The following is a 13,975-nucleotide window of genomic DNA, read 5'->3' on the forward strand; positions in this document are numbered from 1 at the left end:
TTGACGCGCGTCAGAAGGCTGCGTACCTTCGTGTCATGGGTCACACGGTCTCGGTCGAAACCGATTCCGGACCCCCGATCCTCCACGCGACCCGCGCACCGCGCGGGCCACCACCGGAACGGAGCACCCGTGAACTCTCCGGGCGACGTCCTCGGCCTCATCAGCCGCGGCGATGCCGACACCCGGGCCGAGCTGGCCCGGCTGACCGGCATGGCGCGCTCGACCGTCGCCCAGCGCGTCGACACCCTCATCGCCTACGGGATCGTCGAGGAGCGCGACAGCGGAGCCTCCACCGGAGGGCGGCCGCCGCGGGTGCTGCGACTCGACACCGACGACAACTGCGTCCTCGGCGTCGACCTGGGCGCCACCCACTCCCGGGTCGCACTGATGGACGTCGGCGGCGCGCTGCTGGCCGACCGCGAGGACCCCCTGCACATCACGGAGGGACCCGAGCGCGTGCTGGGCCGCATCGACGAGCGCATGCACGAACTGGTCGCCGCCGCCGAACGCCCCCTGCACGCGGTCAAGGCCATCGGCATCGGCGTGCCCGGCCCGGTCGAGTTCGCCACCGGCCGGCCGGTCAACCCGCCGATCATGCCCGGCTGGCACGAATACGCCGTCCCCGAGTACTTCACCGCGCGCTACCCGCTGGACGTGCTCGTCGACAACGACGTCAACGCACTCGCCCTCGGCGAGGTCCGCCACGGCGCCACCGCCGCCGGCGACCTGCTCTTCGTCAAGGTGGGCACCGGGATCGGCTGCGGCATCATCGCCGGCGACCGGCTGCACCGCGGCGCCCAGGGCAGCGCCGGCGACATCGGCCACATCCGGGTACCCGGCTCCGAGGCGGTCCAGTGCCGCTGCGGCAACACCGGCTGCCTGGAGGCGGTGGCCGGCGGCGCCGCCCTCGCCGCGCGGCTGCGTGCTGCCGGCGTGGCCGCCGCAGACGGCCGCGCCGTCGTCGAACTCGTCGACCGGGGCGACCCGCTGGCGGTACGCCTCGTGCGCGAGGCCGGGCGCGACATCGGCGACGTGCTCGCCGGGCTCGTCAACTTCTTCAATCCCGAAGCCATCGTCGTGGGCGGCGTGCTGGCCCGGGCGCACGAACCGCTGCTGGCGGGCGTGCGCGAGGCCGTATACCAGCGGTCGCTGCCGCTGGCCACCCACCGGCTCACCGTCGTCCCCACCGCAACCGGCGAGGCGGGCGGCGCCCTGGGCGCCGGGCGCCTCGCCATCGACCACGTCCTGGATCCCGCGCACGTCGACACGGCCCTGGCCGCGACACCGGCGGCCGGAGCCACCGCGGCGGCGCGCTGACAGTCCGCCGCCGCACGTCCCCGTCCCCGATCACCCGGCGGCACGGCCGCCGCACCGTTCCCCCGAATCCGCAGTAACTGGAGGCCCATCATGGGTTGGAAACCGCGCCGGCGCTCCGGCCGCAACACCCTCGGCGCGCTCGCTGCAGCGGGCATCGTGCTCGCCGCGACCGCGTGCAGCACCCCGCAAGCCGGCGGCGACGGCGGCGGGGACGGGGAGGACGGCGGCTCCGAGGGCCCCTTCACCATCGGTGTCAGCAACGGCTTCATCGGCAGCGAGTGGCGGGAGCAGATGATCTCCGTCCTGGAGGACTCCTTCGCCGACTACGAGTCCGAGGGAGTCGTCGACGAACTGGTGGTGGAAAGCGCCGACGTCGACGTCAACGGACAGATCCAGCAGATCCGCAACCTCATCCGCTCCGACGTCGACGCGATCATCGTCAACCCCAACTCCCCCACCGCCCTCGACCAGGTCTTCGCCGAAGCGGCCGACCAGGGCATCGCGATCGCGGCGATCGACCAGGCGGTGGAGTCCGAACACGTCACCAACGTGGTGATCGACCAGGCCGAATGGGCGTCGATCTCGGCGGAGTGGCTGGCCGGCGAGGTCGGCGACGGCGGCCGGATCGTCGCGGTCAACGGCATCGACGGCCACCCCGCCAACGAGGCCCGCTGGTCGGGCGCCCAGGAGGTGTTCGACGAGGCCGGTGTGGAGGTCGCGGCCAACGACTACGCCGAGTGGGACCAGAGCCAGGGCCAGACCGTCACCCGCGACCTGCTGGCCAGCAACCCCGACGTGGACGGCGTGTTCGTCCAGGACGGCATGGCGCTGGGCGCGATGCAGGCGCTGCAGTCCGAGGACCTGGTCGGCGACGTCGCCATCACCGGCGAGGCCCGCGTGGGCTACATGAAGGAGTGGAACACCCTGCGCGAGTCCGACACGGACTTCTCCAGCATCGGGGTGCCCAACCCGCCGTCGGTGTCGGTGTCGGCGCTGCACGTGGTGGTGCGGCAGTTGCAGGGCGAACAGCTCGCCGACGGCGAACTGGAGAACGGCAACACGCTCCACCTGCCCATCCCCGAGACCGTCACCGACGACAACTTCGACGAGCGCTTCGCCGAGGTCGAGGACCGGCCCGACGCCTACGCCGTCGACCACAACATCACCCCCGAACAAGCCGACGGCTACTTCGAATAGGCCGCCGCTCGGGGCCGGGCCGCGCGCGGTCCGGCCCCGGGGACGCAGCAGCAGGGAGAAAGCTGTGGACACACCGCCGTTTCTGCGGATGAGCGGCGTGCGCAAACGCTACGGCGGCGTCACCGCCCTGGCCGGAGCCGACTTCGGCGCCGACGCCGGAAGCGTGCACGCCGTCCTGGGCCCCAACGGTTCGGGCAAGTCGACGCTGCTGAAAGTACTGACCGGTGTGGTGCGGCCGGACGCGGGCGAGGTGCTGCTCGCCGACCGCCGGCTGCGCCCGCGCGGCCCGCGCGACACGCTTGCCGCCGGCGTCAGCGCGGTCTACCAGGAGCTGTCGCTGATCGAGGACTTCTCGGTCCTGGACAACCTGGTGCTGGGCGTGGAGCCGACCCGGTTCGGGGTGCGCGACCACCGGGCGGCCCGCGACCGTGCGCTGCCGTGGCTGGAGCGCTTCGCCCCGGCGTTCGGCGGCCGCGTGCCCGTCGCGGAACGCGCGGGCGACCTCGATCCCGGCGAGCGCCAGATCGTGGAGATCTGCAAGGCGCTGGTGCGCGAGCCCCGGGTGCTCGTGCTGGACGAGGCCACCGCCTCGCTGCGCCGCGCCCAGGTGCAGGTGCTGTTCGACGTGGTGGCCGAGCTGCGCGCGCAGGGCGCGCTCATCCTGTTCATCACCCACCGGCTGGCCGAGATCCGGGCCGTGTGCGACTACGCGACGATCATGCGCAACGGCCGCGACGTCACCACCGCCGCGGTCTCCGAGACCGCCGAGGGCGAGCTCGTGGAGCTGATGTCCGGCGGATCGGTGCCGGAGGCCGCGCACCCGGGCGGTGCGGCCCCCGGCACCGCGGGGGCGCCGCGGGGCGGCGCTGGGGCGGAACCCGCCGAAGCCGCCGCCCCCGGCACCTCCGCATCCCCCGAGACGGACCCGGCGGACGGGTCGCCCGAGGCGGCACCGCTGCTGGAGGTCGACGGCCTGGTCGGCGACCGGCTCGACCACGTGTCCCTGCGGGTCCGCCCCGGGGAGGTGGTGGGCCTGGGCGGATTGCAGGGCCAGGGCCAGTCGGAGCTGCTGGCGACGCTGTTCGGGGCGCGCCGGCGCGCCGGCGGAACCGTGCGGCTGCGGGGCCGGCCGGTCCACCCCCGCTCACCCAAGCAGGCGGTGCGGGCGGGAATCGCCTACGTTCCCGGAAACCGGGGACTGCAGGGGCTTGCGCTGGGCCGGCCGATCCTGGAGAACTTCGCCCTGCCGTCGGTGGGGCGCCGCGCCGCGCTGGGCGTCGCGCTGTCCAAGCGCCGCGAGGCCGCCGAGGCGCGCGCCGTCGCCGAGCGCATCGGCACCCGCTACGGCTCGCTGGACGATCCCGTCTCCACCTTGTCGGGCGGCAACCAGCAGAAGATCGTCGTGGGCAAGTGGTTTCCCACCGATCCCGCGGTGGTGCTGATGGACGACCCCGCCAAAGGCATCGACGTGGGTGCCAAAGCGGAGATGTTCGCGGTGGTCGCGGAACTGGCGGCGTCGGGGGCGGCGGTGGTGCTGGGTTCCAGCGACGACCGCGAGCTGGTCGAGGTCTGCGACCGGGTGCTGGTGCTGTTCGAGGGCCGCGTCGTCGACGAGGTCGCCGGGGACCGGCTCACCGAGGACACGCTGATCGCCGGCGCCATGCACGTCGCCGACGCCGACGCTTCCGGGACCGCGCCCGCCCCGGGCGGCGATCCCCGCCGCCGGGACGGGGCGGCCGGGCCGGACGAGGCCGCCGCGGCCCCGGAAGCGCCCCGAACACCGCCGATCCCGGATCGAGGAAGGCGATGACTACCCCCACCCCCACCCGTTCCCCCGCCGCGCAGGCGGCGCGGGAAGCTCCGGGGCCGCTGGCCCGCACCGCGCAGTCGGTGGCGGCGGTACGCATGCCGACGCTGGCCGTCACGGCGCTGCTGGTGATCACCGTCGCCGCGTCGATCGCGCTCCAGCCGTCCTTCTTCTCGCCCTACTCGCTCAGCGCGAGCTTCGCGACGATCCTGCCGGTGGCCACCATCGCCGCCGCGCAGACCATCATCGTGCTGGGCGGCGGCATCGACCTGTCCATCGGCACGATCGTCACGCTGGCGTCGGCGGTGTCGGTGGTCCTGATGGACGGCGACGACGCCCGCCTGCCGCTGGCGCTGGCGGCGGGCCTGGCCACCGGCGCCGCGTGCGGGCTGGTCAACGGCCTGGTGGTGGCCGGGCTGCGGCTGCAGCCGATCGTGGCGACCTTCGCCACCAGCTCGGTGTTCGGCGGGGCGGCGCTGCTGGTGCTGCCCCAGCCCGGCGGAACCGCCTCGCCCGCCCTCACCGAGACGTTCGGCCTGGTGCTGGCGGTCTACATCCCCGTTCCTGCTGTGCTGCTGCTGGCGCTGTGGCTGGCGTGGCGGCTGCTTCGCCGGCACCGGTTCGGCCAGTACCTCTACGCGGTGGGCGGCAACGCCGACGCCGCCTACACCTCGGCCGTTCCGGTCTCGGTGGTACGGGTCTTCTCCTACGTCGCGGGCGGAACGGTGGCGGCGCTGGCCGGCATCGCGCTGCTGGCCGACTCCGGAGCCGGCGACCCGACCCTGGGGACCGAACTGACCCTGGGCTCGATCGCGGCGCTGGTCATCGGCGGCACCCGGCTGCGCGGCGGTTCGGGCGGCGTCGGCGGGGCGCTGGTGGGTGCGATCGTGCTGTCGCTGATCCAGGGCCTGGTGTTCTTCGCCGGGGTCCCCACCGACGCCCGCGAGTTCGTCTACGGCTGCATCATCATCGCCGCCATCGCGCTGGCCGGGCTGCTGACCTCCCGCAGCGGCACGCGGCGGCCGGCGCCCGCGCGCGGAAAGGCAGGCACCGCATGAGCACCCCCACAGCCGAAGCCGGCGCCGGACCCCCGGACACGCCCGAGCGGGCGCCCGGCCCGGCCCGCACTCCGCTGCTGCACCGGCTGGTGCGCGACCCGGTGGTGATCTCCGGTTCGGCCGCCGTGCTGCTGTGGGTGGCGGCGGCGCTGGTATCACCGTCCTTCGCCGACTGGGGCCAGTTCATCACGCTGATGACGGTGGCGTCGTTCCTCGGCGTCATCGCGATCGGCCAGACCCTGGTCATCATCGCCGGCGGCGAGGGCATCGACCTGTCCGTGGGCGCCACCGCGACCCTGTCGGCGATCGTCGCCTCCCGCTTCATGGACGGCACGAACGACGGGTTCGTGGTCGCGGTGCTGCTGGCGCTGGGGGCCTGCTGCGTCGTGGGCGTCGTCAACGCGGTGGGCGTGCTGGTGTTCCGGGTGCCGCCGCTGGTGATGACGCTGGGCATGATCGCGGTGGTCACCGGGTTCATCCGGCTCTACACCGGCGGCCGGCCCGAAGGGTCGGCCGCACCGCTGCTGCGCACCCTGGTCGCCGGCGACACCGTCGCCGGCATCCCGGGGGTGCTGTGGCTGTGGCTGGGCTTGTCGGTTCTGGTCATCTGGCTGCTGCGGCGCAGCCCGTTCGGTTGGCGGCTGTATGCGGTGGGCGCCAACCGCACCACCGCCTACCTGTCCGGCGTCGACACCGCGGCGGTCAAGTTCTCCGCCTACGTTCTGTCGTCGATGTTCGCGGGGGTGGGCGGGCTGCTGCTGCTCGGCTACTCCCAGAACGTCTACACCAGCCTGGGCACCGACTACATGCTGAACAGCGTCGCCGCGGCCGTCATCGGCGGCACCGCGCTGATCGGGGGTGTGGGCGGCTACTTGGGCACCGTCATCGGCGCGATCCTGCTGACCGTCCTCGACTCGCTGCTGCGGATCATGCAGATCGGCGGCGGCGAGTGGGGCGACGCGCCCCGCCAGATCATCTACGGCCTGGTCCTGATCACGGTCCTGACCGCGTACGGCCGGCAGAAGCGGCTGCGGCAGTGACCGGCGGCCACTCCCGGCATTCATCCACCGGATTTGGAGAGTCCAACGTGACAGCACAGGCGAGCGACCGGCTCGGAGTCGGAATCGTCGGCAGCGGATTCATCGCCGACTTCCACACCCGCGCGTTCCGCGGCGTGCGCGACGCCGACGTGACCGCGGTCTGCGGGCGCACCGAGTCCGCGGTGCGCGCCGTCTGCGACCTCGCGCGCGAACAGCGCGTCGGCGACCCCGCCGCCTACGCCGACGTCCGCGATATGGTGCGCGACCCGGCGGTGGACGCGGTGTGGGTGACCACCCCCAACCACGTGCGGGCCGAGACCGTGCGCGCGATCACCGAGGAGGTCTCCTCGGGGCGCGCGTCGCTGCGCGGCATCGCGATCGAGAAGCCGCTGGGGCGCACCGTCGCCGAAGCCGCGGAGGTCAAGCGGATGGTCGACGAGGCCGGGCTGCTGCACGGCTACCTGGAGAACCAGGTGTTCGCGCCCGGGGTCACCCGCGCCCACGACCTGGTGTGGTCGCGCGGCGCCCGGGAGGCGGGGTCGCCGTACCTGGCCCGATGCGCCGAGGAGCACAACGGTCCGCACAAGGGCTGGTTCTGGCAGGGTGACAAGCAGGGCGGCGGCGTCCTCAACGACATGATGTGCCACAGCGTGGAGGCGGGGCGCTTCCTGCTGACTCCCCCGGGCGTTCCGGCTTCGGAGTGGCTGACACCGGTGAGCGTGGACGCCACCATCGCCGCGCTGAAGTGGTCCCGCCCGGCCTACGCCGAGGAACTGATGCGCCGGTACGGCCCCGAGGTCGACTACCGCAACCGGCCCGCCGAAGACTACGCGCGCTCGACCATCGTCTTCCGCAACGGCGACGGCGACGAGGTGGTGGCCGAGGGCACCACGTCGTGGAGCTATGTGGGCGCGGGTCTGCGGCTGAGCTTCGAGCTGCTGGGCCCGGAGTACGCCATGCAGGTCAACAGCCTCGACACCGAGGCCAAGGTGTTCCTCAGCCGCGAGGTCGCCGGTCAGGCGGGCGAGGACCTGGTGGAGAAGCAGAACGCCGAGGGCGGGCTGATGCCGGTGCTGCCGGACGAGGCGGGCGCCTACGGCTACACCGAGGAGGACCGGCACATGGTGACCCGGTTCCTCGACGACCGCCGGCCGGACGAGGGGCTGGACGACGGGCTGCAGGTGACGCGCCTGCTGATGGCCGCCTACCTGTCGGGACAGGAGGGGCGCCGCATCGACCTCACCGACACCGCGCAGCAGGCCGAGCTGGACTCCTTCGTCCCCCGCGTCGCCCAGGGCACCTGGAAACCGGGGCACTAGCGGACGTCGGGAGTGCGGGGCGGCCCGTCTGGGAGGACCGGCCGCCCCGCCGCACCCCGGAGGCCGGGCGGGGTCGTCCCAGACGGCGGCCGCGCGTGCCGGCGGCCCGGCTGCTTCCCGAGGCCCCCGGAGCGGGTGCGGGGTTCAGGAGGGATCCGGTCCCAACGGGTAGGTGAGGCCGGTCAGCTCCTCCGATACCTCCCACAGGTGCCGCTGCGCGGCGGTGTCGTGGGAGCTGCGGCTGGAGCCGGCCGGCTTCGGCGGTCCGGTGAACTCGCCGACGCCTGCGGGGCCGTAGTAGCCGCCGCCGCGCACGTCGGCCGCGGTGGCGGCGTACAGCAGCGGGAGCACGCCCCGGTCGGCGGTCTGGGCGATCCAGAAGTTGACCGGGCGCAGGGCGGGCCCCATCGCCGCGCGCACCAGAGGAGAGTGGTGCCGGAAGAGCCCGGTGCGCGAGACGCCCGGGTGCGCGGCCGCGGACACGGCCTTCTCCCCGGCGGCCTCCAGGCGGCGCTGGAGCTCGTAGGCGAACATGAGGTTGGCGAGTTTGGACTGGCCGTAGGCGCCCATGCGGTCGTAGCGGCGGTTGCGCCAGTGCAGGTCGTCGAAGTCGATTCGGCCGCGCCGGTGGGCGATGCTGCTCACGGTGACGATGCGGGGGTTCTCGGCCGCCAGCACGCGGTCCAGCAGCAGCCCGGTGAAGGCGAAGTGGCCCAGGTGGTTGACGCCGAACTGCTGCTCGAAGCCCTCGGCGGTACGCCCCAGCGGCGGCGTCATCAGCCCGGCGTTGTTGAGCAGCAGGTCGATGCGGGGCCGGACGTTTCGCAGGCGCTGGGCGGCCGCACGTACCGAGTCGAGCGAGGACAGGTCCAGTTCCAGGGTCTCCAGGCGCGCGCCGGGAACCTCGGCGCGGATCGTGTCGGCGGCCTCCTCGCCTTTGGCGGTGTCGCGGCAGGCGATGACGACCTCGGCTCCCCGCGCGGCCAACGCGCGGGCGGCCTCGCGCCCCAGGCCGTTGTTGGCCCCGGTGACGACGGCGCAGTGCCCGCTCTGGTCGGGCATGTGCTCGAAGGTCCAGTTGCCGGTGCGGGCCTGTTCGGGTGGCATAGGCCTCTTTTCGGGCCGGGGATCGGGGCGCGCGCCCGCCCCGCCGGCGGGTTGGGACTCGCACGGACGACGGGCGCCGCACGGCCAACGCGCCGCCTGATTCCGGCGTTCCGCTGCAGACAGGCATGGCAGGGGAGATTCAGGGCACAGTGGCCCCGGCGCCGCCGACGCAGAGCCACCCGACTCAGCGCCGGCGGCTGCCTTCTCCGCCGTTTCAGCCTTGGTCGGGGGTGAACAGGTCCAGGAACGCGCAGGCGAAGGCGGCGGCGCTGCGCGCCGCAACCGGCTGCCACGCCTCGTCGCTCGCGGCGTCCTTGCCGGTGAGCATGTCGGAGATGCCGCGGACGACCAGCACGGTGCTGTCGCCGTTGAGGTAGGCGCCGTGCAGGACGCCGTAGCCTTCCATCTCCAGCGCCACGGCGTCGCCGCAGTAGGCGCGGATGCGCTCGGCGCTACGTGCCCGCTCGTGAGCGACGACCTTTCCCCCGGCCGCGATCGGCTTGACGAACCCGCGCGGGTGGAGCCCGGGCACCGGGTCGAGGATGCGTTCCTGCCACTCCTGGCGGAACGCGGTGTCCATCGCGCGCTGCACGGCGGCGTGCGAGGGCGCCGCCGTCTTGATGCGCGGCAGGTAGGCGTCCTGCTCCTCTTTGCCGGACTCGTAGTCGTAGACGGTGTCGGCTACGACGACGTCGCCCATGCGCACGTCCTTGAGGCCGCCCGCGATCCCGAGGAAGAGGATCAGCTCGGGGTCCAGTGCGGTGCGCGCGCGTTCCACGTGCACGGCTGCGCCGACGTTGCCCTGGCCGATCCGGGCCAGGGCGACCCGGCGGGAGCGGGCTGCGCCGCGCACGGTTCCGGTGCGGTAGAGGGTCCCGCCGGCGGAGCGCTCGCCGAAGGGGCCCTCCATGTGCTCGGCGACCGCCCGGTACTCGCATTCGAGCGCGGTGATGACCACTGCGCCACCGGCCAGGCCGGGGCCGCTGTCCCAGCGGGACGCGGCCTCGGCGAGGCGTTCCGCCCCGGCCGACGGAGGGGTCTCCCGGTTCTGCGTGATCCTGTTGCGGTCGCCCGCGCTGACGATGCCGCTGACGTCCATGTGTCCGTAGTTCGTGATGCCCTTGTCGACGTTCATCGGCTGGTGTCCGTTTCCGCTCTGGGTCACATCTGGGGAGGGGCCGAGCCGGCACCGCCGCTGCGCCGCGCCGGGGGCTGCTGGCTGATCGCGTTGTCGGTGCCCGCCGAGACGACGCCGTCGACGTTGGCGGTGCCGAAGTTCTGCATCCCGATGGTGATGTTGTGCGCGGCCCCTTCGAGTTCACCGGTGTCGTAGCCGTTGTCTTTGAGCACCCGCACCAGCGACGTGAGGCACCGCTTGGTGACGGCCCCGGTCACCCGCTGCACGTCGTGGCGCTGGAAGAGCTGCTGGTAGTGGGGGTCGGCTGCGAGTTCGCGGATGCTGATCCGCGGCGCGTAATCCACCAGCGCGACATACCGCTGCTCGGGCCGGCCGTCCATGGGCCGCGAGGCGCCGCCCTGCCGCCGGATCCGCTGCGCCAGCAAGGCTTCCTCGCCCGCCATACCCGAGTCTTGGGGGCGGGCCCGATACTGCGCGGCGAGTCCGGCCTCTTTGCGCTTGATGCCCGAGGCACGCCACTGCGAGGCGGCAGCAGCCCCGAGTTCGGCGACGGCCGTTCGGGCGTCTCCGAACAGGTTCGCCACGGCTGACCCGAATACGCCGACGCGTCCTTCGGCGTCCTCGCCGGTCGGCTGCTCCTCCTCGGGCACGCCGTAGCACTCGGAGACGGGGGGCATGACGAAGGTCTCCCCTTCGACGCGCAGTGATCCTCCGTGCAGGCTCAGCCGGACGAAGGAAGTGACCACGATCTGGCTCTCCCACATGCTCACCCCCACCTCGAGGAAGTGCCGGACACGCTCGTGAGAGCTGTGCATGAGCGCACGCACCCAATCCGGGCGCACGTGCCCGGTACCGTCGCCCGTGAGCATCCTGCGGCGCACGTCGCTCGGGCGGTCGGTGCGTACTCCGGGCACGAAGACGCAGTCGGCGAGGTCGACACTGCGGTGGGTGCTGAGCGGGTCGCCGTCCTCGCTGAGGCCGGTCAGGTCGGCGTGCAGTCCGGTATAGAGCTTTTCCACGAGTTCCGGACCGGGGTGCGCGGTCGGCTCCGGCGCGGGGCCGGTGTCCGCTACCGGCTCGGCGCCGCCGCCGGAGGAGCCGGACTCGGCTTCCGGTTTCAAATCGAGCGTCAGCGGCCATGAGCCGTACCGGACACCGGCGCCGACGAAGGGCGAGAAGTCGCTGTAGAAGCCCACGGGAACAGTGCCGACACCGCTCCCGCCGTTCGGGCGGGATCCGGTCATCCCCTCCGCGACGATCCTCGTGAGCGCCCGGTTGCGCTGGGAACGCATCCAGCACCCGATGGCGACCCCACCCGTCAGCAGGAGAAATGCAGCGAACCACCACGGGATGAGCAGGCCGAAGGCCGCATCGCCGGACGACTCGTAGTCGGAACCCGGTTCGGCGACTCCCTTCACGCCGGGGTCGTACTGCGGCGCGGGGTCGTTCAGTGCGGAGTAGAGGCCGAAGCCGGCGACGAGAACCGAGACGAGGAGGATGGTCGCCAGGACGCCGACGATGGTCCGCAACCCCGCGGGCGCCGTGGCGCCGCCCCGGCTCCGCCAGAATTCGCGCCAGCTGTGGCGCAGCGCGAGCCACAGCAATCCGAGCGCCGCGAACCCGGCCACGAACACGTGGAACACGGCCAGCAGCAGCACCAGGGCGACCAGCAATCCCCCGGCGATACTCGCGGTCTCGCGCGCGTCCCGGCAGGCCCCCACGACCGCTTGGGCGTCCAGGCCCGGTTCCCGTGCCCCTGCCCGATGGGCGTTCTCGTAGCGCTCCATCAGCACCTGGTTGCGGAACGCCGCATCGAGCACCCCGGCGCAGCGCAGCCGTGTCGTGGGGTCGAACGCACCGGGCCCCGCGACCTCCGCGACGTCGGGCAGGGGCGGATCGTCGGGCGGGCGCGGCTGTGTGGGCGGGCGCGGCGGGCCGGAAGGCGGGCTCTGGCCCGGTTGAACGGTGTAGTCACCGATTTCTTCGGACATTCCTACTCCTTTTCCGCTTCTTCTAGCGAAGAACAACGGACGGGGGATTCTCGGACGGGGCGCGTTCCGAGCGTTCGGCTGCCGATGGCGGCACCGGACGACGCACACGGGGGGTACCGCCGCGAACTCCGGACATCGGCCGGAAAACCGGTCAGGAGTCGGCTAATCGGTCGTACTCGGCACACGGCCCGATTCCCACGCGGACGAGAAGATGCGCTGCGCGAAGTCGTATATCTGCCCCGGTCTACGCGCGACGATACAGGGGGACTTCCGCCCGTGCACGGAACTCTGGTAAATGGTGAGGAAGGCTGTTCTTTCCGTAATCACCACCCGAAAGTGATTCGGCAGGTCGTAGAACCGGATCTCGCAGTTCTCCTTTCCCCGGGCCGCCGAGGCGAGGTAGCGGGCGTTGATCCGCACCTGCTCGGCGAGCAGTCCCGTGCGCAATCCCGGGTCGCCGGCGCGCACCTCCTCCTGGCGCCGGACCAGCCAGGTGTCGTGGCCCGGCTCGGGGTCGGGAAGCAGGATGCGGATGGGCCGGGGCTGCCACCCGGCGTCCGACCACAGCGGCAGGAACGTGTCGCGGGTGAGCTCGTTGCCGCGGCCCGCCAGCACGCCGACCCACCCGGCGCGGGCCGCCTCGGCGGCGAGGTCGGCGCTGGCCGACTTCTGGTGCAGGTGGATGCGCTGGACCCCGAGGCCGGCGCTGCGCGCGAAGGCGGCGAGGACCCAGCGGCGCGCGCGGGACGACAGCAGCCATCCGACCGCCATGAGCAGCGCTGTCGCCGCCAGTGATCCGGCCACGCCGATCAGGAACTCCGCCACCGGCACACCCCCGCCCCTCCGCCGGTGGCGGTCCGCCCCGTCCGCGTGCGCACGCTCGTCCTACGCACAGGCGGACCGCCACCGGATCCCGGACCCTTCGACCATTTATGGTCAGTCCGACCATAACCAGCCCCGCCGTATAAAGTCAACGCGACCTTTAGTAGATTGCGAGGATGACCGAGACTCCCGACCGGCCCTCCGGCCCCTTTCCCGCCGCAGTCACCGTCGACCTCGTGATCCTGACGGTGCGCGCCGAGGCCCTGCACGTGCTGCTGATCGAACGCGGCAAGCCCCCCTACCTGGGCCTGCCCGCGCTGCCCGGCGGATACGTGCGCCCACACGAGGACCTCGACGCGGCCGCGATCCGGGAACTGCGGGAGGAGACCGGCCTGGACGGGCACACGCTGCATCTGGAGCAGCTGCACGGCTACGGCGCGCCGGACCGCGACCCGCGCGGGCGCACGGTCACGACCGCCTACCTGGCACTCGGGCCGGACATGCCGGCGCCGGTCGCGGGCACCGACGCCGGCGCGGCACGATGGACGCCGGTGAACGACGCGCTCGCCGCGGGATTCGGCCTCGCCTTCGACCACGGCGGCATCCTCACCGACGGCGTCGAGCGAGCGCGCACCAAGCTGGAGTACACGACGGTCGCCACGTCCTTCTGCACCGAACCCTTCACCCTCAGCGAGCTGCGCTCGGTCTACGAGGTCGTCTGGGGCCTCCCCCTTGACCCCAGCAACTTCCGCCGCAAGGTCACCCGCACCGCGGGATTCGTCGAGCCCACCGGCGAGCGGCGCGCCACCGATCCGGGGCGCCCGGCGGCGCTGTACCGCCGCGGCGACGCGCGCGAGCTGGTGCCGCCGCTGCTGCGCTCCTCGTCCGACGTACACCGCCCGGCGACCGCGCCCCCCGCGCACCCTTAACCGGGCGCACCCGGCGGCGGCCCGGATCGCACATCGGCCGCCGAACGGGCCGCCGCGCCTCCCCGCGCGGAGCCGGCCGTCCCCGGCGCCGATGACGGCCGGGCGGAGGCGGCCGGCGACACCCCCTTGCGGCACTTTACGATGCTTTAGTAAAGTCCGTTATCAAATACATAGGGTGACAAACCTGTACATTTCAGTGATGTACAGGTCAGGTCCGCTCCACGGTCGTCCGCCGGTCGTCCGGCGCGAC

The 13,975-nt window shown here is 72.8% G+C and carries 11 protein-coding genes; 7 read left to right on the forward strand and 4 right to left on the reverse strand.

Features of this window, described 5'->3' with window-relative positions; genetic code table 11:
• Nucleotides 1-129: 129 nt before the first annotated feature.
• From HNR25_RS03785 to HNR25_RS03810, 6 genes are all read left to right on the forward strand, one after another.
• Entirely contained in the window at nucleotides 130-1,317 is a 1,188-nt protein-coding gene (locus tag HNR25_RS03785; protein WP_184633339.1) for an ROK family transcriptional regulator, read from the forward strand.
• Between the two features lie 90 nt (nucleotides 1,318-1,407).
• Complete coding sequence (locus tag HNR25_RS03790) at nucleotides 1,408-2,514, forward strand: substrate-binding domain-containing protein (RefSeq protein ID WP_184633340.1); 1,107 nt, start codon at nucleotides 1,408-1,410, stop codon at nucleotides 2,512-2,514.
• A 64-nt stretch (nucleotides 2,515-2,578) separates the two neighbouring features.
• On the forward strand, nucleotides 2,579-4,324 hold the full coding sequence (locus HNR25_RS03795; RefSeq protein WP_312862342.1) for a sugar ABC transporter ATP-binding protein: 1,746 nt from the start codon (nucleotides 2,579-2,581) through the stop codon (nucleotides 4,322-4,324).
• Nucleotides 4,321-5,379, forward strand: coding sequence for an ABC transporter permease (locus HNR25_RS03800; RefSeq protein WP_184633341.1), 1,059 nt, complete (start codon nucleotides 4,321-4,323; stop codon nucleotides 5,377-5,379). The genes HNR25_RS03795 and HNR25_RS03800 overlap by 4 nt, the downstream gene beginning before the upstream one ends.
• Nucleotides 5,376-6,419 carry an ABC transporter permease gene (locus tag HNR25_RS03805; RefSeq protein WP_184633342.1) on the forward strand — a complete coding sequence of 348 codons (1,044 nt, stop codon included), beginning with the start codon at nucleotides 5,376-5,378 and terminating at the stop codon, nucleotides 6,417-6,419. The genes HNR25_RS03800 and HNR25_RS03805 overlap by 4 nt, the downstream gene beginning before the upstream one ends.
• Before the next feature lie 47 nt (nucleotides 6,420-6,466).
• Nucleotides 6,467-7,738, forward strand: a complete 1,272-nt coding sequence (locus tag HNR25_RS03810; protein WP_184633343.1) for a Gfo/Idh/MocA family protein — start codon at nucleotides 6,467-6,469, stop codon at nucleotides 7,736-7,738.
• A gap of 144 nt (nucleotides 7,739-7,882) precedes the next feature.
• On the opposite strand, the gene HNR25_RS03815 is transcribed toward HNR25_RS03810, so the two are convergent.
• From HNR25_RS03815 to HNR25_RS03830, 4 genes are all read right to left on the reverse strand, one after another.
• On the reverse strand, nucleotides 7,883-8,845 hold the full coding sequence (locus HNR25_RS03815) for an oxidoreductase (protein WP_184633344.1): 963 nt from the start codon (nucleotides 8,843-8,845) through the stop codon (nucleotides 7,883-7,885).
• Between the two features lie 214 nt (nucleotides 8,846-9,059).
• A complete protein-coding gene (locus HNR25_RS03820; protein ID WP_246463514.1) occupies nucleotides 9,060-9,980 on the reverse strand; it encodes a 5'-methylthioadenosine/S-adenosylhomocysteine nucleosidase family protein in 921 nt (306 codons plus the stop codon).
• A 26-nt stretch (nucleotides 9,981-10,006) separates the two neighbouring features.
• Nucleotides 10,007-11,974, reverse strand: a complete 1,968-nt coding sequence (locus HNR25_RS03825) for an AbeC-like domain-containing protein (protein ID WP_184633345.1) — start codon at nucleotides 11,972-11,974, stop codon at nucleotides 10,007-10,009.
• A 162-nt stretch (nucleotides 11,975-12,136) separates the two neighbouring features.
• Nucleotides 12,137-12,799, reverse strand: coding sequence for a hypothetical protein (locus HNR25_RS03830; protein ID WP_184633346.1), 663 nt, complete (start codon nucleotides 12,797-12,799; stop codon nucleotides 12,137-12,139).
• Nucleotides 12,800-12,972: 173 nt separating this feature from the next.
• Here HNR25_RS03830 and HNR25_RS03835 point away from each other — a divergent pair, with 173 nt between their 5' ends.
• Entirely contained in the window at nucleotides 12,973-13,725 is a 753-nt protein-coding gene (locus HNR25_RS03835) for an NUDIX hydrolase (RefSeq protein WP_184633347.1), read from the forward strand.
• Nucleotides 13,726-13,975: the final 250 nt, after the last annotated feature.

It is taken from the genome of Streptomonospora salina, from assembly GCF_014204715.1.
Lineage (GTDB): Bacteria > Actinomycetota > Actinomycetes > Streptosporangiales > Streptosporangiaceae > Streptomonospora > Streptomonospora salina.

What these genes read in the sequence shown, in the direction of transcription:
- HNR25_RS03820 (WP_246463514.1), bottom strand. Translation starts at nt 9,980, where the DNA reads ATGAACGTCGACAAGGGCATCACGAACTACGGACACATGGACGTCAGC.
- HNR25_RS03800 (WP_184633341.1), top strand. Translation starts at nt 4,321, where the DNA reads ATGACTACCCCCACCCCCACCCGTTCCCCCGCCGCGCAGGCGGCGCGG.
- HNR25_RS03790 (WP_184633340.1), top strand. Translation starts at nt 1,408, where the DNA reads ATGGGTTGGAAACCGCGCCGGCGCTCCGGCCGCAACACCCTCGGCGCG.
- HNR25_RS03835 (WP_184633347.1), top strand. Translation starts at nt 12,973, where the DNA reads ATGACCGAGACTCCCGACCGGCCCTCCGGCCCCTTTCCCGCCGCAGTC.
- HNR25_RS03805 (WP_184633342.1), top strand. Translation starts at nt 5,376, where the DNA reads ATGAGCACCCCCACAGCCGAAGCCGGCGCCGGACCCCCGGACACGCCC.
- HNR25_RS03815 (WP_184633344.1), bottom strand. Translation starts at nt 8,845, where the DNA reads ATGCCACCCGAACAGGCCCGCACCGGCAACTGGACCTTCGAGCACATG.
- HNR25_RS03825 (WP_184633345.1), bottom strand. Translation starts at nt 11,974, where the DNA reads ATGTCCGAAGAAATCGGTGACTACACCGTTCAACCGGGCCAGAGCCCG.